The following is a 21,285-nucleotide window of genomic DNA, read 5'->3' as shown; positions in this document are numbered from 1 at the left end:
ATTCTGCTCTGGGCTATAAGACACCCAAACAGATTGAAGAGATGCTGCTAGAAAAAGATAGATTGGCAGCATAAAAAAGTCTCCTACTTTAAGTTGCAATTCCACATTTTCTCCTCTCCATTTACCATATGCTTATAAACGATACTTTCAAATAACACACAAGCATCTTGGCAACTATAGCGCTGCAGCTATTGGTAATACGTGTTTCCAAAAAAAGGTTTGTCTTATTTCATCAACTAAGTTGGTGCAAGGATAAAAAAGAAAATTTAAAGAAACGAAATTTTTACACCAAATGGCCTCTAGCTTACACGAAATTATAAAAAGGGGCTGTTACACTAGGAGATATTCCTTACTTTTGACCCTTATCTTTATGGATTTAATTATGAAAAAATTATTTTTATTACCAATCTTTTCTATACTACTGTTAACGTTGAATGCCCAATCTCAAAATAGGAATAGGCCCACTAACTGGCCCGATTCTATTTATTCTGGAAAACAAGGTGGATTTCATGTACAAGGTGTTGCTGTAGATCAAAAAAACGGATATGTTTATTTTTCGTTTACGGATAAGCTGATCAAAATGGATCTTTCGGGGAAATTGATCGGAAGCGTAACCGGCTTTGTAGGGCATCTGGGCGACTTAGATTTTAATACCGATGATGGTAAAATATATGGTTCACTGGAATATAAAAATGATGCCATAGGCAACGGTATCAAAAAAGCATTAGGGATGCAGGATACCCATGAAACAGGTTTTTACATTGCTATATTCGATGGTTCCCGAATTACGCGTCCCGACATGAATGCGGAGACAGAAGACTTGTTACGTACCGTTTATTTACCCGAAGTCGTAAGCGATTACGAAGCAGAGGTGCAGGTAGGTGATACTGTAAGGCCACATCGATTTGCGTGTTCCGGAATAGATGGCGTTGCTTTTGCTCCTGCGATAGGAAGTTCAGCTATGCATAAAAAATATTTATATGTAGCCTATGGTATATATGGCGATACCGACAGGAATGACAATGACTATCAAATTTTATTAACCTATGACATTAGCCATTGGAATAACTATGCAAAGCCTTTATCCCAAGACCAGCTGCATCATTCAGGACCTAAAAAACCTTTAGAAAAGTATTTTATAAAAACGGGCAGTACGAATTATGGTATTCAAAACTTGGCCTATGACCCTAATTCCGGAAATTTGTTTGCCGCCGTATATCGTGGTACTAAAGCATCATTTCCCAATTATGACTTATTTGTCATTGATGGACATCAAAAACCCATTGAAAGCCAAATAACGTTAGGTAACGATAAAATAAAAGCCAAAACCCTATCTTTATTGCAAGCTGGACCCCAAGATACGAAAACCGGCATAAGGGGATGGCATTTTCCATGGGGTGCTACAGGACTGTGCCCTTTAGGGGATGGATTGTTTTACATTTCGCATAATGAAAAGACCAAAGATGGGCAACAGCAAAGTACCCTATATTTATATAAATGGGTAGGGAGTACGGAGCAGGCCTTTATTCGGGATAAATAGTATGGATTACTCTTCAGCAATTTCCGCGACCCTTCCAATCTGCCCATCGGTTAAGCGTACCTTAATTCCACGGGAATGAAAGCTGGCTGAAGTCAAAATATCTTTTACATAACCATAGGTAATATGGCCGGAACGTTGATCTTTTTTTAAAATAATACCTACCTCTAATCCGGGATGGATATCTTTTCGATACTGTCCATTCATCTAACGTAAAAATTCAAAAGTAAAAAGTAAAAAAGTTATACGGTTTAAGTACCTATATAGTTTACAACTCGCAACTGATAACTAACAACTCACATCTTCATTACTATAAAGGTAAAGTTGATTCACCAAAGAAAGGAAAGAACCCAATTCAAAGGGTTTTTTAAGATAGGCTTCTGCGCCACAGCGTTCTTTGATTTTTGCCAAATCATCAGCTGCAGAAACCAAGGCAACCGGAATGTGTTTCGTACTTGGATCTTGCTTCAATTCTAAACACAGATCGCTTCCCCACATCCACATCAGTCTTTCGTCTAAAAGTACTAAGCCATAATGATCTGTTTTCAAAATATTGTGCATGTTTTTACCGGTGTCTATTTTAACATGGTAACCTTCTGATTGGAGAACATCTGCTATCATTGTAGCAAAATCGGCATCGTCATCAATACAAAGAATATTTTTCATTATTAGTTGTTTCTCGTTTTACCTAGCTCATTTATGTATGTATAACGGTACTATTTTTATATACGTATCTCTTCTTAACAAATGTACGACCATTTTTGCTTAAGGATGACAAATGCATCATCGTCCACTTTTTAAATAACTGATTTCTAAGGAAAAATTTATCCCACTTTTTTTTATTTTCTTAAACTCCTTTTATTTTTTGTTGTTTGTTAACCTAATGTTACATTTTGGTTTGAAGTTTGTATAGATATAAATAGATAAAAATGGCTGGTGAATGACCATTTTATTAGACAAGGTACTCACCTTTTCTCGCAGGACATAGATAGACAATAAAACGGTTATATGAGGCAAATTGACGACAATAAGTTTTCTTTCTCGACGCGTACTCATAATGACGAGTTAACGGCACTACTCACAGCATTAAATGCAACTAAAGCTGGCGTAGTCATCACCGATTGTTTACAACCTGATTATCCTATTGTGTATTGCAATAAAGCTTTTGAAACATTATCCGGCTATTCACGTAATGAAGTTATCGGTCATAACTGCCGTTTTTTACAAGGCAACGACGATAACCAAGACCAACGCACTCGTATTAGGGAGGCGCTATCGGCTGGAAGGAATTGCACACTGGAAATACGCAATTACAAAAAAGATGGCACCTTATTTTGGAACGAACTGCATCTAAGTCCAATAAAAGATAAAAAAGGAAAAGTAGTTCATTATGTAGGCGTACAAAATGATGTTACCCGGCAGAAACTGGCCGACCAGCAATTACGTATTGAAAAACTTAAAGTGGAGAAGCAGTTGGCTGAGCAACAAAGCTCACTGACGGAGGATGAGAATTTTCTCACCAAGTTAATGGAAACGCTCAACGATAGTGTATTGATCTTAGCCGAAAACTTGACGGTTACCAAAGTTAATACAGCATTTTTGAACACCTTTCATATTGCAGAAGATGAAATTTTACACCGTAACTTCTTTGAGGTCGACAACGGACGTTGGGACGTTATGGGGCTTCGGAGTTTAATGGATCATCTGACAACCAAAAAGAAAAATATACAGAACTACCTTATAGAAGATGTTCCTACGCGTATTGGCAATAAAATACTTCGTTTTAGCGCAAATTTCTACAAACATCAAGGCAGGTACAGCTTAATATTAACCATTAACGATATTACAGAGCTTCGCGAAGTAGAGCGACGAAAAGATGATTTTTTAAGCGTAGCCAGTCATGAGCTAAAAACACCATTAACTACTATTACGGCTAGCCTGCAATTGGTACAACGCATGTTGCATCCTGAAACAGACATCCGTTTAAAGGAGACCTTAAATAAAACAAAAACCTATGTAGATAGGCTGGAAAATCTCATAACAGACTTATTAGATGCATCGCGAATAAAAACAGGAGAAATTGAGTTGACCAGACAAGCCTTTGATCTAGACGCGATGATTAAACATGTTGCAGATACGTTAAAGAAAACCTATCCGGAATACACCTTGAGCATTAATGGCTTTGCTAGTAACTATTACCTTGGCGATCAGCTTCGTCTAGAACAGGTACTTTTACATCTGCTCAAAAATGCAATCAAATTTTCACCTAAAGGGAGTACAATTCATATTTACCTTTCTAGATTAAGCGATTTTATTAAAGTAGCGATTACTGATTATGGATTGGGGGTCGATTTTCAGTATCAAAAGAAAATATTCGAAACTTTTTATCGCGTAGATGACATACAAAAGCAGTATCCGGGAATAGGAATCGGTTTATATGTAAGTAACCAGATTATTAAGAAGCACGGAGGGACACTTTGGGTGGAAAGCAGTATCGGAGAAGGCGCAACCTTTAGTTTCACTCTACCACTAAAACGCAACAACCATGATAAAGAAAATTATGATATGTGATGATGATGAAGGTATTTTGGATATTACCGGTCTATTGCTGGAGAGTTACGGCTATCAAGTGTTGTTGGAACCAAATAGTACTTTATTGCTGCCAAGGATAGCACTTGAAAAGCCAGATTTGCTGTTAATTGATATTTGGATGCCTCAAATGATGGGAGACGAAATTGTACGCATCTTGCGAAGAAATCAAGAAACCTCCCACCTACCTGTCATTATGTTCTCAGCCAGTAGGGAAAGTAAACGCATCGCTTCCGAAGCGGGCGCAAACGATTATATTGCAAAACCTTTTAGTATTGAAGACTTAAACGATAAGATTATGGCTTTGGGATAGTTAGCAGTTGTTGGTGATTCGTTGTTGGTTGCTGCAACTGCCACTGCAACTGCTACTTTAATTTCGCTTTATACTCTTTATCCCGTCCTGCATGAAACCTAAACCATAAGCAATAAGTTGTATAAATGCAGCGACAAGACCCAGTAAAGCTACCTTTATGGATCGGGTTTGCAGCCAGCCATGAAAAAACAGCAACAGCATGTAGGTTCCCAACAAGAGGTTACATCCACCGGTGATAAACGGCATGAACTTCAAACCGAATAAACCCAAGAGATTAAGCAACACGGTCAAACCAACGAATAAAGTAAACGCTGCAGGGAAAAAGTGGACAAGCTTCAATTCGGACGGAAAATGTTTATAAATATTAATTCTAGCCCGTCCAAAAAAATGCAATTGTTTATAGAACTGTATGAAATCGGTTCTCCGTTTATGGTATACCAATGCTTCCGGAATCAAGCCGATTTTGAAACCGGCATGGTGAATGCGGATGCTATATTCGATATCTTCACCTAGACGAGTTAGTTTATACCCACCCACCGTTTCCCAAGCTTTTCTGGAAACACCCATATTAAAACTGCGGGGATGAAATTGGCCCATATGTTTTTTATTTCCCCTGATCCCCCCCGTCGTAAAGGGTGATGTCATGGCATAACTGATGGCCTTCTGTACAGGGGTAAAAGACGCATGTGCCGCATCTGGACCGCCATACGCATCTAACCAATGCGTGCTGAGGGATGCATTTACCGTATGCAAGTAATTTGCCGGAATTAAACAATCAGAATCGAAAACAATAAAATAATCACCTTTAGCGCGTTCAAAACCGAAATTTCGACTAAACCCTTGCCCTTCATTGGGTTTAAAAAAATAATGCAGATCCAATCGGTCGCGGTAACGATCAACGATCGCTTTCGCATCATTAATTGAACCATCTTCAATAATCAACACCTCAAAAGGCGAATAATCTTGTTGAACGAGGGTAAATAAGAGTTCATCGATCTCCTGTGGTCGGTTATACAGCGGAATGATGATCGAAAAAAACAAAGGAGGCATGTTAAATCACCTTTTCGATTTGATAGTTATTTTTATCGTGTGCACTTCGGGATACCAGCTCGGCAATAAAACCAGTTAAAAACAGCTGCGTACCTACGATGATCGCTACTAAGGCGATATAGAACAAGGGCTGATCGGTTACGTTGCGGTAGTGTGTGCCTTTGGCAATGCTGACAAGCTTGTCGGCGATCAACCAGATGGTCAAAACGAAACCGGTAAAAAAACTCAACACGCCCATAGTACCAAAGAAATGCATCGGCCGTTTACTGAATTTACCTACAAAGAAGATGGATAGCAAATCTAAAAAGCCATTGACAAAGCGACTGAAACCGAATTTGGTATGCCCGTATTTCCTTGGATAATGTTTAACCACTTGCTCTCCGATCTTAGTGAAACCGGCCCATTTGGCCAGTACGGGGATATAGCGATGCATCTCGCCATAAACTTCAATCGTCTTGACCACCTCTTTTCGGTACGCTTTTAATCCACAATTAAAATCGTGCAAAGGTATATGAGACATCTTACGGGTTACCGCATTGAACAATTTGGTGGGTAGTGTTTTACTGAGTGGATCGTGGCGTTTCTGCTTATACCCAGAGATCAGATCAAGTTTTTCTTCCTTTATTCGTCTATAGAGCTCAGGAATCTCATCCGGACTGTCTTGCAAATCGGCGTCCATGGTAATCACGACGTCACCTGAGGATGCGGCAAAGCCCACATTTAATGCTGCAGATTTGCCATAATTTCGACGAAATTTGATCGCATATATCTCTGGGTAACTTGCCTTTAGTGTTTCCAGCAGCTCCCAAGAGCCGTCTGTGCTTCCATCATCTACCATAACCACTTCATAACTCAGGCGATGTTCTTGTGCTACCCGCCTAATCCATGCTAGGAGTTCGGGTAACGATTCAACTTCATTATATAAAGGTACAATAATAGAGATATCCATTTCTCGTTTAACGATTAGATAAAGCTTTCATCCCACACTAAACCGTCGGATCACTGTCGATTACATTAAAAATAGGTTTTTCCTTTTTGAAAAGAGCCCCAAAAATTAAGGCGATAACAAAAACAACGAGGACGGAAATGAGTAACCCACGAAATGTATCAACAATACCGGCATCGCCTGCTTTTTCGATCTCCTGATCAATCTTTTCTACCTGAGCATCAATCTGTTCAGCATCTACTCCGGCATTTTCCAAGTAGGTAATGGTATTGTTTTCAATATTTCGCATATAGTGCTCGCGCATATCTGGAGCTACATATTTTTCATAGACAAAGCCAGCAATGGAAGACAGCACTACGGCGACTAAAAACATAGCAAAAATACCGCTGACGGCCTGCCGGAAAGTCCAGAATCCACCAATGCGCTTGCGTAAATTAAACGTAAATATGACGGAAATGATTAGCGGAATCAAGAAACCGGTAATCATCGGACCAATGATTACCATCCAAAAAGAGGAACTGGAGGCATAGTAATACATCGGTAGGATTGTCAATACAATCATTAAAATGCCTAAAGAGACTCCTAGCTTAGCCCCTTCTCTAAGTAATTTTTTATCTTCCATCATTTATCTTCATTATAAGTAACAAGCATCGCATAAATCGCTGCATCAAAGGCCTTATTTTGGCTAGCCTCTATATATGCCTCAAATTGTGCTGAAGAAGGCTGCATCTCGGAAAAAAAACTCATTGTCGGATAAAAAAGCTCGGTCAATTCCTGGTTTTGATCCAATTTTCCGGCTACCTGTTGAATTTCCCGATAACCGCTATCAATCAACAGCTGATTGGCTAGCATGGGTTCATAGATACGATATTCATCCTGAAATTCATCATCATCCACCAATAAGAATTCTTTGAGGAAATCTTCCAAGCTGGGAGAAATCTTTTCGTCGATACATTCCCGAAGGTAAAGCAACAGGTTAAGTAGTTCGGTACCCCGATCAATGGTTTGCTCTTCAATGGATTCCCATTCTTCGGATTCGAGGTAATCTTCTTCCAAACGTTCTACATCCGCGGCGAAGAAATTCATCAATAAAAGATCAAACAGCACCTCCCGCAAATCTTCATATACTGGATAGTTATCAAGCACCTCATCCAGTTGATCAACTTTCTGCAAGAAACCTTCTTCGCTATTAAAAACGGATTTCAGCTGCGCTGAAAAACTATCATCGGTTTTTTTCAGTGCTTTTTCATAGGCTGCTAATGCAGCAGCTAATGCCTTTTCAATACGTATATCCATAGGATTTGAATTAGCCTTTATACTGTTTGTGCTTATTGATTACCAGTGTTACCTTTCCCGTTAATTCGCTTTGGTAAAAAGGGCTATTGCCCGATTTTGATTTATTTGTTTGTGCATCAAAAATCCACTTTTCCTCCGGATTAAACAACACTAAATTTGCCATTTCGCCTACATCTAGCCGAGGAAGCGGAATATTTAAGATTTTTCTTGGGTTGATTGCCAATTTTTCTATCAGGGTAACCAAAGGTAAACCGGCCCTTAGCACTAGCGGTAAAACGGTTTGCAGGGCAATGATTCCGTTTTTAGCGATTTCAAATTCGACACGTTTATATTCTACTTCTTGAGGTGTGTGCTGTGACACAATAGCGTCTATAGTACCATCCAAAAGTCCCGTTTTCAACGCTTCAATATCGGCTTGGGTTCTTAAGGGAGGATTAACCTTATAATGACTATCAAAGCTCTTAACCAGATCATCCGTCAAAACCAAATGATGTGCGCTCACATCACAGGTTACACGTATTCCTTTTTGTTTCGCTTCGCGAATTAAGGCTACACTTCCGGATGTACTAATCGTACTGAAATGGATTGGTGCACCATGGTACACGGCCAAAGCCAAGTCTCGTGCAATCATGATTTCCTCAGCAAGATTAGGATTTCCTTTTATTCCTAAATAGGTACTTACCTCGCCTTCATTCATCGGTGCCTGATTAGAAATAGAATAGTCCTCAGCAAAGGCCATCACCAAACCATCAAAACCTTTACAATAAAGTAGCGCCCGACTCATTAATCCCGCTTGTTGAATACTTTTATTGCCATTAGAAAAAGCAGCAGCCCCGGCTAACTTCATATCATAAAGCTCTGCAAGGTCATTTCCGCTACGATCTTTACTAATAGCGCCTATGGGGTAAATCGATACCAGCTCTTCTTTCGCCCCATTGATAAGGGTGCTCACCTCACTCCTGCTGTGCAAAGGTGGTTGTGTGTTAGGTTGTATGGCTACACCGGTAAAGCCACCGGCCATTGCCGCAGCACAGCCACTGCGAATGGTTTCTTTGGTTTCTAGACCTGGTTCACCAAAATTAGCATTTAGATCGAAGAAACCAGGTGCCAAAAATTGATTGCTTCCATCGATAACCGCTACCCCATCATCAGAAATACTATCGTGTTCACCGTAAGCCTTAATAACGCCATCTTCAAGAAGGATGTCGAATGTTTGGCCATTTTTTTCATGACCTGGATACACTAATGTTGCTGATTTTATCAATATTTTATCCATACAAATGGTAGGCGTTTGAAATGGGTGGAATGACTGGTAAATTGAAAATTTGAAAAAATTGAGCTGCAATAACCGGAAAGGTTATGCTTATTTGGGTGTATTGAAGTACGAATACCTGAACTTCCATTAAAAAACAAAAGTACAAAAATAGTCGTTAATGACAACGACTATTTTTGGATTGGTATGTTTACGTTATAGGCTATAAGCAGTAAGCTATAGGCTATAAGCAGTAAGTTATACGTTATACGTTGTAACCGCTATATAAGACTTAAAACTTAGTACTTAGAACTTATAACTCTTCCGCTTTGTGCTTTCCGTTTTTTTAATTTTTACTTGTTACAGGCTCTTCTTCCTTACCAATGACCGTACCATCCGGAATAATTGCTCCCTTTTTAACGACAATAATGCCGTCTTTAATGGTGTGCGTTTCAAAATCACCATCGGGCAAGTGTACCCCTCCGCGAATTTGTACACGATTGCCTATAGCACAATTTTTATCCAATATTGCGGTATCAATATAACAATTTTCGCCTACGCCAACGATAGGATCGGCGTGCTGCTGTGCTTCCACCAATTCCTCCAAATTTTGGTAATAATCAATCCCCATCATATAGGTGTTTTTCACTACCGTTCCTTTGCCAATCCGAGAGCGGATACCAATAACAGAACGTTCAATTGCTTCTGCTGCTATGATACAACCATCGGCTATAATAGCGTTTGTTAGTGTAGTGGCAGCAATTTTTGATGGAGGCAGCATACGCGGACGCGTAAAAATAGTTTGCTTATCAAACAAATTAAATGCCGGTAATTCATCGGTTAAGCCGATATTCGCTTCGAAAAAGGAATCGATGTTTCCAATATCCGTCCAATAACCTTCGTATTGATAACTGATTACTTTTGCTTGATCGGCAATGGCGTCAGGTATCAGTTCCTTTCCAAAATCCAAGCCGGGATTCTGTGTCAACAAATCGTTGAGCACACCTTTGCTAAATACATAGATGCCCATAGAGGCCAAGTATTCCCGTCCTGCGGCTTTCATATCATCGGCAACTTCCGATTTCCAATCAACCAACAATTCCGTTTTAGGCTTTTCAATAAAAGACGTAATGTTACTTTCTTCATCCGATTTCAAAATACCGAACGATGTCGCATCCTTTGCATTCACCGGTATAGTGGCGATGGTAATTTCTGCTTTTTTGCTGATATGGAATTCGATCATCTCCTGAAAATCGATCTGGTATAATTGATCGCCAGACAGGATCAATATAAAATCATAATCATGATTGACCATATACCGGAGCGAATGCCTAACGGCATCCGCAGTACCTTGAAACCATTTATCCCCTTCTATGGTTTGTTCGGCGGCCAAAATATCCACAAATCCTTTACTGAATACACTAAAGTTATAGGTATTCTTGATATGGGTATTCAAGGACGCGGAGTTATATTGCGTCAATACAAAAATCCGGTTAAAGCCAGAATTCAAACAATTGGATATGGGAATATCCACTAAACGGTATTTACCGGCAATGGGTACTGCTGGTTTAGAGCGTTTATCTGTTAATGGTGCCAATCGCGATCCCCGTCCGCCCCCTAGCACAATGGAAATTACTTTAGGAGTCATAAGCATTAATTCGTTAGTTGTTTATATAATGTATTGTATTTTGTTGTTGATTTTTCCCAGGAAAAATCAAGTTTCATTAATTGCTTACGTAATTGTGTTTTCATTTTGGCTGTTGTTTCCTGCCAATGTATCCACGCACGTTCCAACGCTTCAATGGTAGCATCCACTGTTGCGTCAGTAAATAGCATTCCATAACCGTCAGCGGTAGCTAAATCTTTTACCGTGTCTTTTAATCCGCCAGTAGCATGAACCACGGGTATCGTACCATATCGCATGGCATATAATTGATTTAAACCACAGGGTTCAACTCTTGAAGGCATTAACAGATAGTCGGCTGCCGCATAGATTTGATGAGCTAACGTTTCATTATAACCAATATATAGGCCAAAATGTTGTGGGAAATCTATAGAAATCGCCTGTAATGACTGTTCTACTATTGCATCGCCAGACCCCAGCACCACAAAATTAACCTGTCCAGGGTGTTGTTGCAGCATATGTCGAATGGCGTCAGGTAATAAATCAGCGCCTTTCTCTAACGCAAACCTACCAATGAAGACGAATAGAGGTAAGTTGTCAGGAAGTTGGAACTGCTGGCATAAAGCAGTTTTATTAGCTTGTTTGCCCTTGTTGACATTAACCAAATTAAAGGAACTACTCAACATAGGATCCGTAGTCGGATTCCATACGTCTTTGTCAATGCCATTCACAATGCCATATGATTTTGCCTGCTCGGCATAAAAAAGGCTTTCTAAGCCATTGGCTTTGCTATATAATTCGTGCAAATACCCTTCTGATACTGCCGTATATGCCCAACAGCATTTAATTAATGCGGCTAAGGGGTTAATCAAGCCGTCCCAATCTAATAAGCCCCAACGCCAAGTATCAAATGAAGGCATGAAGGAAGCCATATGCCAATGCATCCATCCTTGATATTGTCCATTATGTACCGTTGCAACCGTAGGGATACCTTTTAGAAATTGGAATTGCGGTACATACTCCATGTAAAACGGAATCAACCCGGCATGATGGTCGTGGCAATGGATAATGTCTGGACGAATCTGGCAGGCACATAACCAGTCTAGAGCAGCATGCTGATAGGCCAGAAACTGTTCGCTTTCATCGGCATAGCCATATATTTCCGCGCGATCTAACAGTTGAGGGATCTGGACCAATAACAGTTCAAAGCCCAAACTATCCCCATCTTCTTTTAGTATGGTGTAAGGATAGGTTTTATCCCCTTGTTGAATCATACCTTCATATAGTGGTACGAAACGATGTTCCTGCACGAATGGTTTGTTATAAAACGGTAGCACAACGGATGTTCGCTGACCAGCTTTTTGCTGATATTTAGGTAAAGCTCCCAATACGTCAGCTAAGCCTCCTACTTTAGCGACTGGATAACATTCTGCGGCAAAATGGATAACATGCATATTTTACTTTTTTCCGGTGAAAAAAGTAACAAAAAACTCACAGCTTCAACGTTTTTTTCAAAGGTGCTACCTTTACTTAGCCTGTACCAACCAAAAACTTTGGAGGCTGCATTTTAGCCCTATGAACGAATTACCCTGAAGCCTAGCTAGCGTAATATATTCAATCAGCTAATCGATTTTTGTCTTTTCTCTCTTTAAAATTTATAATATATTATTTCAAAAACCAACAACGAACAGCAAATAAGCAATAATATCTCCCTGCGCTTTGGAATTTATGCTTCCCGCTTTTAAGTCTTGATACTTATGTCTTATGTCCTTTTACTTTCCGCTTTTTAATTTTTACTTTTTACTTTAAGCTTTAAGCTTTTCGCTTTCAACACCATCCCACTCAAAGGAGGTAAGGTCAGGGCGGCCGAGTAGGATTTATTCATCCATTCACGTTGCTCTGCCACAACAGCACCTGGCGTAACACCAGTGCCATGGTAACCTACATCGTCCGTATTCATTAGCAACTCATAACTTCCATCGGCGGGCAGACCAATCCGATAATCATTTCGCACTAGAGGGGTTAAATTCAAGACAATAATCAAATCATCTTCCCGATGATGCCCCTTGCGATAATACACCAAAACCGAATTTTCCTGATCACCCAACTCTACCCATTCAAAGCCTTCGGGAGAAAAACTCTTTTCGTATAAGGCTCGCTCTTGCTTATATAACGTATTAAGTGCACCGATTAATTTCAGTAAGCCAAAATGGGGAGCATAATTTAATAAATGCCAATCCAAGGATTGATTACAATTCCATTCGGCCGTTTGCCCAAATTCACCCCCCATGAATAAAAGCTTCGTTCCAGGGTGAGTGAACATATAAAGATATAACGCCCGAAGATTGGCAAAACGTTGCCAGTCGTCACCAGACATTTTATAGATGAGCGATTTTTTACCATGTACGACTTCATCATGCGATAAGGGCAGCATAAAGTTTTCGTGAAAAGCGTAGACGGTACTAAAGGTTAATTGTTGGTGATTAAATTTTCGGTAAACGGGATCCAACTCAAAATAATTTAGCGTATCGTGCATCCAACCCATCATCCACTTCATACCAAAACCGAGGCCTCCTGCAAACGTTGGCCTACTCACTCCAGGCCAAGCGGTCGACTCTTCAGCGATGGTTTGCACATCAGGAAAATGCGCGTATACCGCCTCATTTAATTCTTTCAAGAAACTAACCGCTTCTAGGTTTTCCCTTCCTCCATGTTCATTTGGAATCCATTCGCCCGCTTTACGCGAATAGTCCAGGTAAAGCATGGAAGCAACTGCATCCACCCGCAGACCATCGGCATGGTAGCGTTCTAACCAGAATAAGGCATTGCTGATCAAAAAGGCACGTACCTCATTACGCCCGTAATTAAAAATGTACGAGCTCCAATCAGGGTGATAGCCTTTGCGCGGATCAGCATGTTCATATAAATGCGAACCGTCAAAGCGGTATAAACCATGGGCATCGCCAGGAAAATGTGAAGGCACCCAGTCTAAAATAACACCTATTCCATGAATATGCAATTGTTCAATAAGGTACATTAACTCCTGCGCGGCACCATACCTTGAGCTGGCTGCAAAATAACCCGTAACCTGATATCCCCATGACGGGTAAAATGGATGTTCCATAATCGGCATAAACTCGACATGGGTAAAACCCGTTTCCTTTATATAGGGGATCAGCTTATCGGCCACTTGGCCATAAGTTTGGAGCTTTTCAGGCTGTTCTGGGTCACGTATCCAAGAACCCAGGTGCATTTCATAAACCGAAATAGGTTGATTTAGTCCATTATGTAGATGGCGATTAGCCATCCAATCGGTATCCTTCCATTCGTACCAGGTAGTGCTTACCGTGGATGCGGTTTTTGGAGGTACTTCCCATGCAAGGGCGAAGGGGTCTCCTTTTTCCAATATTTCACCTGTATTCGAGGTAATGACGTATTTATAACGTTCGCCTAAAGGAACACCAGCGATGAACCCTTCCCAAATACCTGAACCATCCCATCGAACGTATAATGCATGCGCATGAGGGTTCCAACCATTAAAGTCGCCTACTACATGTACCGCTACCGCATTGGGGGCCCATACGGCAAAATAAGTTCCTCTTTTACCGTCCCACTCCAAGTGATGTGCACCAAATTTCTCATACAATTTATAATGCTTTCCAGCACGAAACAGATCGACATCAAATGGCGTAAATAGAGAAAATACCTCAACAGGTTTATGCATAATTTAGTTTTTTTATAACAGTGATCAGTAAACAGTGATCAGTTTTCTCCATAATTTATATGCGTTACTCACAACTCATAACTCACCTTCCTACTCCACCACTAGGTTTTTAAAGTCTTTCGAGACTTCAACCACTGGAATACCATCTTCCGACTTCCATTCCACGAGTTTATTATCTATCCTGATGCGGTTAATGTTAAAGGGTAGTCCAATGAAGTAAAGCTGATACGTTTCATATCTCTCTGTAAACAATCCGTCGATACTTTGGTTTAAGGTTAAGCTATTTTTATCCCCTATAAGCACCATTTTTTTCTCGAGATAAATTTCTTGTTCGTAGGCAAACGTATCGCCATGATCCTCATAAATAAAGGAGTTAACTTGACTATCGGCATAGTAAACAGACAGCTTTAAAGTATTGACCAAGCGTAAATCAACAGACTGCATGACGGGAAATTCAGGAATCACTGCACCGGCTTTAATAAAAATAGGCATCCGATCTAGCGGGGTAGCCACCTCTACCTCCTCACCTCCAAGATGGAAACATTGATCCCAATAGTCGTACCAATAACCTTTAGGTAAGTACACTCGTTTACTTGTTTGGCCTGGGTTAACTACTGGAGAGACTAGTATCTTATCGCCAAAGGAAAACTCTTCTTCCCGTGGAATATTGCTTTCCAGTTCTTGCTCCAACATGGTTACCGGTCTTAAGATAGGAAAGCCATAGCGTGCCTGCTCCCAGAATACCGAGTAAATATAGGGTAAGAGTTTATAGCGAAGTTCAATAAATTTTTTGTTGATTGCTTCAAATTCGGGACCGAAACTCCACGGTTCTCTTTCGCGGGTATCGCCTGCGGAGTGCGCACGCATAAAAGGAGAAAAAACACCGAATTGGATCCATCGGGTAAATAATTCGCCATCAGGTTCGCCACTAAATCCGCCGATATCTGTCCCACAAAACGACATTCCAGATACCGAAAGTCGCTGCAATTGGAGCACGCCCAAGCGTAGGTGTTCCCAAGTAGCCACATTATCGCCGGTCCATACTGAGCTATAGCGTTGGGTGCCGGCATAAGCCGCACGGGTAATTGTAAAAGGTCGTTTTCCATGATTCAGTTTCTTCAAGCCATCGTAAGTAGCGCGAACCATTTGCATACCATAAACATTATGTGCTTTACGATGAGACCCACGATAACCATCGTAATTATGCCTAACGTCATTTGGAAAGGTACCCCGACCAAATACCGCAGGTTCATTCATATCGTTCCATACCCCCGCTACTCCAGCATCCACTAAACCTTTAAACAAGCCACTCCACCATTTCCGGGCTTCTGGATTTGTAAAATCAGGGAATTGGCAACGGCCCGGCCAAACATGTCCCTCCATAAAATAATCATCGCCACGCCGACAGAAATACTTATTTTCTTTGCCTTCTTTGAATACCCAATAATTATCATCCACCTTGATTCCGGGATCGATAATAACCACCGTTTTAAACCCATCATCCGCCAAGGTTTTGATCATTTTTTTGGGATCGGGGAAATAGTGCTTATTCCAGGTAAAACAACGGTATCCATCCATATAATCGATATCCAAGTAAATCGCATCACAGGGTATTTGTCGCGATCGAAAACCTTTAGCCAGTTCGTACACCTTACTTTCTGGATAATAACTCCAACGGCACTGATGATATCCCAGTGCCCATAAGGGGGGCAAGTAATGCGTTCCAGTAATGCTATGGTAACGTTTAACCACATCCATCATATGCGGACCGTGAATATAATAATATTGTAGTTCACCACCTTCCGACCAGAAACTGGTACGATCATGCACCTCGGCTCCAAAGTCGAAATACGTCTTAAACGTATTATCGAAAAAAATTCCATACGCCTCTCCACTACTCAGCCCAATATAAAACGGAATACTCCGATAAAGCGGATCTTGATCAAATGCAAAAGAATAGGTATCCGAATTCCAATTCGTTAATCGTTTTCCACGCAAATTCAAGTGTGTTGGTTTATCACCCAATCCGTAAAAGGCTTCCTGATCTTCTGCCACTTTGGTACAATATACGTAATAGCCGCCAAAATCAGGATTTTCTTCCCAGTGCATGGGTGAATGGTCTTGGTTGATCACTTTTCCATCGCGATCGCGAAAAGCAATAAGAAAGGTTTCTTTATGAATAACACAGGTTACCGTATTGGTACTCACGGTATAACAGTCCTCTTCCTCTTGAAAGGCATAGACAGCCACATGTTGGTCCGGATTTGATACGGCATAAGAAAAATCATCTAAAAACTGACTATGTGGTGCCAAACGTATCCGTATAATTTCATCGCTTACCACCTTTACCTCTACAGTGGCCGAACCATCCGTAAACAAGTAACTATTTTCCTTTTGTTGATAGCCAATAACTTTCTGCAGGTATTTCTTAACGATTTGCGGTAAATCCAACACCGGATTGTTCACATGTTGTACACCAGACTCTAAGGTTTGTTCGGTCACTGATTCCGTAACCTCATAATTGCTTGCTTCAGCCATATTCCTCCAGATTTGTTATTTATATGGCCAAAATACATTATTTACCTAATGAAAACAACAAGGAGCTTCGTTCTAAATGTACTTTTTTTAATGATTGACAATCGAACAGCGTAATTCCTCGTAACAATTCTTCCAATCCTCCATCAAAGATCAAAAAACCAATGATGCTGCAATTCCATAATTTTGCCAAGGCATATGGCGTACAGCCCGTACTGCAAATCGAAAAGCTCGCCTTACCTTCCGGAATACATTGGATTCAAGGCGATAATGGAACAGGAAAAAGTACCTTATTAAAAGCGTTAGCAGGCTTAATCCATTTTAAAGGAACTGTGCTTCTGGATGGTGATATTGATCTAAAAAAACAGCCTTTAGCCTATCGAAAACGGGTTAATTTTGCAGAAAGTGAGGCAGCTTTTCCTCTTTTCCTTAACGGACAGGATATGATTAAGCTTTTTATGAAAGCCAAAAATGCCACACAGGAACAGCTATGGGCTTTGATCAATGGCTTCGGTATGTCCGATTACCTGACGCAACCTTTAAGCAGCTATTCGGCAGGAATGTTGAAAAAGTTATCACTGGTGCTGGCATTTTTAGGAAAGCCAAGCCTGCTTTTATTGGATGAACCCTTTATTACCTTAGATCAACAAGCGATCGAGCAATTGGCCCACTGGATAAAAGAGCGGCATGAGCAACAACAAATCAATTTTATTCTAACATCCCATCAAGCTATTCCATCGAACGTACCGATAGACTACACTTTTAAACTGATCAACCAAGGTTTAACGCCGCTAAATTCTGCATATGGTATTCGCTAAGGTGTTGATTAAATGTTTTGGTCGGGAATTTTACCGCATAAATGCCGGTTTCCTCAGTGCATCAATTATACTGATTATAGGATATGGATTGTTTATCAAGTCTGCCGGACATGTTCCGGAGGGACAGTCGCTTACCATTAACCTGATCTTACTCATTCATTTTCTCCAAACACCGGCAATTACGCTAGTAGTCTGTTTATTATGGTTGTTGTACACCATAAAATGCTGGCGATATATGTGGAAAACAAGCAAACGGCATGATCAGTTATTCTGGCGCTATAGCGCTACTTCCATCGCCTATACTCGACAACTCATTGCCTGGACCCTCTTTCAGACCTACTTGTTTATCCCTTTGCTTTTCTATTGGATGGTCGTATTGTTGTATGGTCTTTATACCCAACACTATGAAGCACCGTTCTATTCAGGAATTTATCTCCTGCTATTGACATGGGGCAGCGCGCTATTGTACCTTTATCGCTTTAATTCCTTAACTTTTGATCAAGCGCGTTTTATGCTACAGTGGACAAGGGTCTTTAAGCAATGGCCAAAACCACCATGGAGTTTATTTCTATTAGAACTGCTGTGTCATGGTAAATTAAACCTAATGGTCACCAAAGGTATCTCCCTAGCACTCATTATTGCATTTTATACATTATTTTATGATGTTGACCAGCCCACCCGTACTGCAGCATTGATTGTACTGAGTATAAGCATAGCCCATGCTGTGCTTGTTTATCGAGATCAGTTATTTACCGAACACCACCTCTATTTTTTCCATCAATTCCCCTACCGGCCGATATTTATGTATCTTCAGCGGTGGATAACCTACACCATACTGCTTTTACCCGAACTCATATGGTGCATTTTCCATTTTCAATTTGGCACCACTACCCTATTGATCGCACTAAGTATCAGCAGCTTACTATTGATTCGATCATTAGCAGATATCATTGGCCAACACATGCGCCGTTATCTTCAATGGGTATTTATTGTTTTTTTTCTGTCTATATTTTTTCTTTTATATGATGCCTCTTGGTTACTCATTGGAATCAATATGGTTATCGCAGTGCTTACGTATCTTGGCAACTATTATAACAGAGAGACCTTGTCTATCGTAAAATAGAGCAACCTTAACAACGGCCTATGCCGCAACAGAAAAGATGTCGGTAACCATTGGAAACCAACACCTTGTTAAATTAAGGAAACTAAACGATATGCATTATTTGCTGTGATTAGCGCTAACTGTCAATCGGATTGTACCCGCAAAATAAAATACGTTGTTCGTAATTTCTCGTTCACCTGGAACGAACTTTCCGTGATACTAATCGGCAACAAATACGTCGTAGCCGGATCCATAGCATTTGGCTCACCAGTAAAAATAGCAATCGTTAGTGGATCTGTCGCCAATTTTCCGCTAGGAATAACAGCTGTTTCGGCACTCAACTTGTATTTCGAGGCAGGTAATAACACATAATTGGTATTATTCGCTACATTAAAACTATCCACACTTGCCTGACTTACGGAGAAGGTGACGGAAATATCTGTTGTGGGATAATCTTGGCCACCAAAATCTGCACCATAGATGAGCAGTTGAGGCTCGTCTATTCGTGTTAACGTTTTATTCACCGGACCGTTAACGGCCTGTGGCATATAAATTTGTGCATAATCGGCTAATGGTTGATCGGGCAAATTCACCTCATCCTTACAAGCAAAAAGTGCCACAACACATATCAAGCAGGCAGCTATTATCCGATATATTAATAATTGTTTCATCATGATTTACGATTAATAGATTTACCAACCTGGATTTTGTACAATAGCTCTATCTCTATCCAATTCATACTGGCTAATTGGCCACCAGTAGTAAGATGAGCGGAACAAATGAGGCGTAACTGTTGCTGTTCTTTTATAAAAATCATCACCGTCTTTATTCACATCCATACCATGCAATACACCCATCACTTGAGGAGCAATTTTCCAACGGCGAATATCAAACCAACGGTGCCCTTCGTAAGCGAGCTCAATCCGCCTTTCTGCCCAGATGATTTGGCGTACTTCATCCTGTCCCGTAGGTGCTGGCAAAGCATTAGCCCCTACTCCATACTGGGGGATACCTGCCCGCTCGCGGATCTTGTTCAAATACACTAAAATTTCCGGATCGCCAGGGCTATATTCGTTAAGTGCCTCTGCATAGTTGAGATAGATTTCTCCTAGGCGAAAAAGAATAATAGGCCGATCTTGTCGCTGTCCGTTGCCTCCAGAACCAATATTGGTATTCGGCCCCACGTTCTTCCGAACCAGGTAACCGGTTTTGGTATAATCGTTTGGCGCACCTTTTCTGCCACTAGGCCCAGAGGCAAAAAAATTAATAGCTGCTGGCGCACTCATGTTACCTCCTTGCCAAATGCTGTTATTGTAGGTTACCCCATGGTAAAAACGGGGTTCTCTATGGAGGTACATGTTGAAAATACGCTGTCCATTGACTTCTGTAAATCCAGACTCTGAATACAATGCAGAAACAGCTGGTAATTTACCGTCAGACATAAAATACGCATCCACCATTTCTTGAGTCGGACCAATACCACACCACCCTCCCGCTTGTCTAGGCGTACAGTGAACATCCCATTGGGTAACGTTATTTGCCTTACGTACAAAAATCTGTTCTTTGTTCCACGCTTGGAAATAAATACCATCCAACGATTTCAGTACGTCTCCAGATGGATCTGTATATAGCTCATATAAACCCAGATCAATGACCGCCTTTGCAGCTTCTGCCGCTCGTTGCCATTTTTCAGGATCTTTGGTCTGCGCAATGAACGGGATCCCATCTGCGGTTTGAAAAGATGCCATATCGGTGTTACCGTTATATAAAGGACTTGCAGCATACAACAGTAGACGCGCTTTAACAGCCAAGGCCATGCCTTTCGTCGCCCTCCCATATTCCGCATCACTCGCCTGTCCGTTTCGTTGCGGCACAAGTGGTAAAATTTGTGCGGCCTGATCCAACTCACTTACAACATAATGCACACATTCGTCATAGGGGCTACGGGCTAACTGCAATTCTTCGGCAACAGCATCCGGCGCTATTACGTCCTCTCCCATGAGTACTACCGGACCATACTGCCGCATCAAACAGAAATAATAGAATGCCCGCAAGAACCGAGCTTCAGCTTTATATTGATCAATCAGTTGTTGCCCGTTCAATTCGCGTATTTCCTCATTTTCATCAATATGATTAATAAAATACGTAGCCGTACGAATAGCTTGGTAATATCCCGTCCATTTATCGAAGGGAATATTTGTCGGATTTAAATTACCCGTATTAACCGCATAATTAGGAGAGCCCGGCCACGTTAAATCAGCTTCGTCACTCGTACCCACCCAGGGAAAATCATGAATAGCTTCCCATTCGTCTGGAACAAGACTATAAATGTTTGCCAGAAACTGCTCCGAACTGGCCTTTTTTCGGAATACTTCCTCGATCGTTATCCGATCGTTCGGTACTTGGTCTAAATATTTTTTACAGGAAGCCAAGCTCATGGCGCATCCCAGAAAAATAATAAAGTGATATCTAAATTGTCGTATCATCATCGTTTTCTTT

General features: G+C 40.8%; 18 protein-coding genes. 5 read left to right on the top strand and 13 right to left on the bottom strand.

Annotated elements, in window-relative coordinates; translation table 11 throughout:
- The first annotated feature begins 382 nt into the window (after nt 1–382).
- Complete coding sequence (locus ABD930_RS09725) at nt 383–1,540, top strand: hypothetical protein (protein WP_345231517.1); 1,158 nt, start codon at nt 383–385, stop codon at nt 1,538–1,540.
- Between the two features lie 6 nt (nt 1,541–1,546).
- On the opposite strand, the gene ABD930_RS09720 is transcribed toward ABD930_RS09725, so the two are convergent.
- Both ABD930_RS09720 and ABD930_RS09715 read right to left on the bottom strand, forming a co-directional pair.
- Nucleotides 1,547–1,744: a YwbE family protein gene (locus ABD930_RS09720; protein ID WP_345231516.1), complete on the bottom strand. Its 198-nt coding sequence runs from the start codon at nt 1,742–1,744 to the stop codon at nt 1,547–1,549.
- An 81-nt stretch (nt 1,745–1,825) separates the two neighbouring features.
- Nucleotides 1,826–2,203, bottom strand: coding sequence for a response regulator transcription factor (locus ABD930_RS09715; protein WP_345231515.1), 378 nt, complete (start codon nt 2,201–2,203; stop codon nt 1,826–1,828).
- Between the two features lie 342 nt (nt 2,204–2,545).
- Here ABD930_RS09715 and ABD930_RS09710 point away from each other — a divergent pair, with 342 nt between their 5' ends.
- Nucleotides 2,546–4,108, top strand: coding sequence for a sensor histidine kinase (locus ABD930_RS09710; protein ID WP_345231514.1), 1,563 nt, complete (start codon nt 2,546–2,548; stop codon nt 4,106–4,108).
- Complete coding sequence (locus ABD930_RS09705; RefSeq protein WP_345231513.1) at nt 4,083–4,439, top strand: response regulator; 357 nt, start codon at nt 4,083–4,085, stop codon at nt 4,437–4,439. The genes ABD930_RS09710 and ABD930_RS09705 overlap by 26 nt, the downstream gene beginning before the upstream one ends.
- A 57-nt stretch (nt 4,440–4,496) precedes the next feature.
- Here ABD930_RS09705 and ABD930_RS09700 read toward each other — a convergent pair whose 3' ends face one another.
- The 9 genes from ABD930_RS09700 to ABD930_RS09660 form a co-directional block, all read right to left on the bottom strand.
- On the bottom strand, nt 4,497–5,480 hold the full coding sequence (locus ABD930_RS09700) for a glycosyltransferase family 2 protein (protein WP_345231518.1): 984 nt from the start codon (nt 5,478–5,480) through the stop codon (nt 4,497–4,499).
- 10 nt (nt 5,481–5,490) lie between these two features.
- Nucleotides 5,491–6,438: a glycosyltransferase family 2 protein gene (locus ABD930_RS09695; protein WP_345231512.1), complete on the bottom strand. Its 948-nt coding sequence runs from the start codon at nt 6,436–6,438 to the stop codon at nt 5,491–5,493.
- A 37-nt stretch (nt 6,439–6,475) separates the two neighbouring features.
- Nucleotides 6,476–7,060, bottom strand: a complete 585-nt coding sequence (locus ABD930_RS09690; RefSeq protein ID WP_345231511.1) for a DUF4199 domain-containing protein — start codon at nt 7,058–7,060, stop codon at nt 6,476–6,478.
- Complete coding sequence (locus ABD930_RS09685) at nt 7,057–7,731, bottom strand: hypothetical protein (protein WP_345231510.1); 675 nt, start codon at nt 7,729–7,731, stop codon at nt 7,057–7,059. The genes ABD930_RS09690 and ABD930_RS09685 overlap by 4 nt, the downstream gene beginning before the upstream one ends.
- Nucleotides 7,732–7,741: 10 nt before the next feature.
- Nucleotides 7,742–9,007, bottom strand: a complete 1,266-nt coding sequence (locus ABD930_RS09680; protein ID WP_345231509.1) for a dihydroorotase — start codon at nt 9,005–9,007, stop codon at nt 7,742–7,744.
- Between the two features lie 322 nt (nt 9,008–9,329).
- On the bottom strand, nt 9,330–10,631 hold the full coding sequence (locus tag ABD930_RS09675) for a glucose-1-phosphate adenylyltransferase (protein ID WP_345231508.1): 1,302 nt from the start codon (nt 10,629–10,631) through the stop codon (nt 9,330–9,332).
- Between the two features lie 5 nt (nt 10,632–10,636).
- A complete protein-coding gene (locus ABD930_RS09670) occupies nt 10,637–12,061 on the bottom strand; it encodes a glycogen synthase (RefSeq protein ID WP_345231507.1) in 1,425 nt (474 codons plus the stop codon).
- Between the two features lie 332 nt (nt 12,062–12,393).
- Nucleotides 12,394–14,331, bottom strand: a complete 1,938-nt coding sequence (gene glgB, locus ABD930_RS09665; RefSeq protein WP_345231506.1) for a 1,4-alpha-glucan branching protein GlgB — start codon at nt 14,329–14,331, stop codon at nt 12,394–12,396.
- Nucleotides 14,332–14,421: 90 nt separating this feature from the next.
- Nucleotides 14,422–16,869 (bottom strand): glycoside hydrolase family 31 protein, encoded by a 2,448-nt coding sequence (locus ABD930_RS09660; RefSeq protein ID WP_345231505.1) that lies wholly within the window; start codon nt 16,867–16,869, stop codon nt 14,422–14,424.
- A 161-nt stretch (nt 16,870–17,030) separates the two neighbouring features.
- On the opposite strand from ABD930_RS09660, the gene ABD930_RS09655 reads away from it, so the two are divergent.
- The gene (locus ABD930_RS09655; protein ID WP_345231504.1) at nt 17,031–17,684 is read left to right on the top strand and encodes an ABC transporter ATP-binding protein; all 654 of its coding nucleotides are present in this window, start codon (nt 17,031–17,033) and stop codon (nt 17,682–17,684) included.
- On the top strand, nt 17,671–18,807 hold the full coding sequence (locus ABD930_RS09650) for a hypothetical protein (protein WP_345231503.1): 1,137 nt from the start codon (nt 17,671–17,673) through the stop codon (nt 18,805–18,807). The genes ABD930_RS09655 and ABD930_RS09650 overlap by 14 nt, the downstream gene beginning before the upstream one ends.
- Before the next feature lie 122 nt (nt 18,808–18,929).
- On the opposite strand, the gene ABD930_RS09645 is transcribed toward ABD930_RS09650, so the two are convergent.
- Complete coding sequence (locus ABD930_RS09645) at nt 18,930–19,460, bottom strand: DUF1735 domain-containing protein (RefSeq protein ID WP_345231502.1); 531 nt, start codon at nt 19,458–19,460, stop codon at nt 18,930–18,932.
- Nucleotides 19,461–19,478: 18 nt separating this feature from the next.
- Nucleotides 19,479–21,275 (bottom strand): RagB/SusD family nutrient uptake outer membrane protein, encoded by a 1,797-nt coding sequence (locus tag ABD930_RS09640; protein WP_345231501.1) that lies wholly within the window; start codon nt 21,273–21,275, stop codon nt 19,479–19,481.
- Nucleotides 21,276–21,285: the final 10 nt, after the last annotated feature.

Source organism: Olivibacter ginsenosidimutans (assembly GCF_039542865.1).
In the GTDB taxonomy this organism is placed as follows: domain Bacteria; phylum Bacteroidota; class Bacteroidia; order Sphingobacteriales; family Sphingobacteriaceae; genus Olivibacter; species Olivibacter ginsenosidimutans.
The sequence above is the reverse complement of the archived record's forward strand: the minus strand, read 5'-3'. Positions and strand labels throughout refer to the sequence as shown.

Bases quoted from the DNA above. Each gene is read 5' to 3' on its own strand.
- ABD930_RS09705 (WP_345231513.1), top strand. From the start codon at position 4,083: ATGATAAAGAAAATTATGATATGTGATGATGATGAAGGTATTTTGGAT.
- glgB (WP_345231506.1), bottom strand. From the start codon at position 14,331: ATGCATAAACCTGTTGAGGTATTTTCTCTATTTACGCCATTTGATGTC.
- ABD930_RS09680 (WP_345231509.1), bottom strand. From the start codon at position 9,007: ATGGATAAAATATTGATAAAATCAGCAACATTAGTGTATCCAGGTCAT.
- ABD930_RS09655 (WP_345231504.1), top strand. From the start codon at position 17,031: ATGATGCTGCAATTCCATAATTTTGCCAAGGCATATGGCGTACAGCCC.
- ABD930_RS09645 (WP_345231502.1), bottom strand. From the start codon at position 19,460: ATGATGAAACAATTATTAATATATCGGATAATAGCTGCCTGCTTGATA.
- ABD930_RS09675 (WP_345231508.1), bottom strand. From the start codon at position 10,631: ATGACTCCTAAAGTAATTTCCATTGTGCTAGGGGGCGGACGGGGATCG.
- ABD930_RS09695 (WP_345231512.1), bottom strand. From the start codon at position 6,438: ATGGATATCTCTATTATTGTACCTTTATATAATGAAGTTGAATCGTTA.
- ABD930_RS09685 (WP_345231510.1), bottom strand. From the start codon at position 7,731: ATGGATATACGTATTGAAAAGGCATTAGCTGCTGCATTAGCAGCCTAT.
- ABD930_RS09690 (WP_345231511.1), bottom strand. From the start codon at position 7,060: ATGATGGAAGATAAAAAATTACTTAGAGAAGGGGCTAAGCTAGGAGTC.
- ABD930_RS09640 (WP_345231501.1), bottom strand. From the start codon at position 21,275: ATGATGATACGACAATTTAGATATCACTTTATTATTTTTCTGGGATGC.
- ABD930_RS09715 (WP_345231515.1), bottom strand. From the start codon at position 2,203: ATGAAAAATATTCTTTGTATTGATGACGATGCCGATTTTGCTACAATG.
- ABD930_RS09660 (WP_345231505.1), bottom strand. From the start codon at position 16,869: ATGGCTGAAGCAAGCAATTATGAGGTTACGGAATCAGTGACCGAACAA.
- ABD930_RS09650 (WP_345231503.1), top strand. From the start codon at position 17,671: ATGGTATTCGCTAAGGTGTTGATTAAATGTTTTGGTCGGGAATTTTAC.
- ABD930_RS09710 (WP_345231514.1), top strand. From the start codon at position 2,546: ATGAGGCAAATTGACGACAATAAGTTTTCTTTCTCGACGCGTACTCAT.
- ABD930_RS09670 (WP_345231507.1), bottom strand. From the start codon at position 12,061: ATGCATGTTATCCATTTTGCCGCAGAATGTTATCCAGTCGCTAAAGTA.
- ABD930_RS09720 (WP_345231516.1), bottom strand. From the start codon at position 1,744: ATGAATGGACAGTATCGAAAAGATATCCATCCCGGATTAGAGGTAGGT.
- ABD930_RS09725 (WP_345231517.1), top strand. From the start codon at position 383: ATGAAAAAATTATTTTTATTACCAATCTTTTCTATACTACTGTTAACG.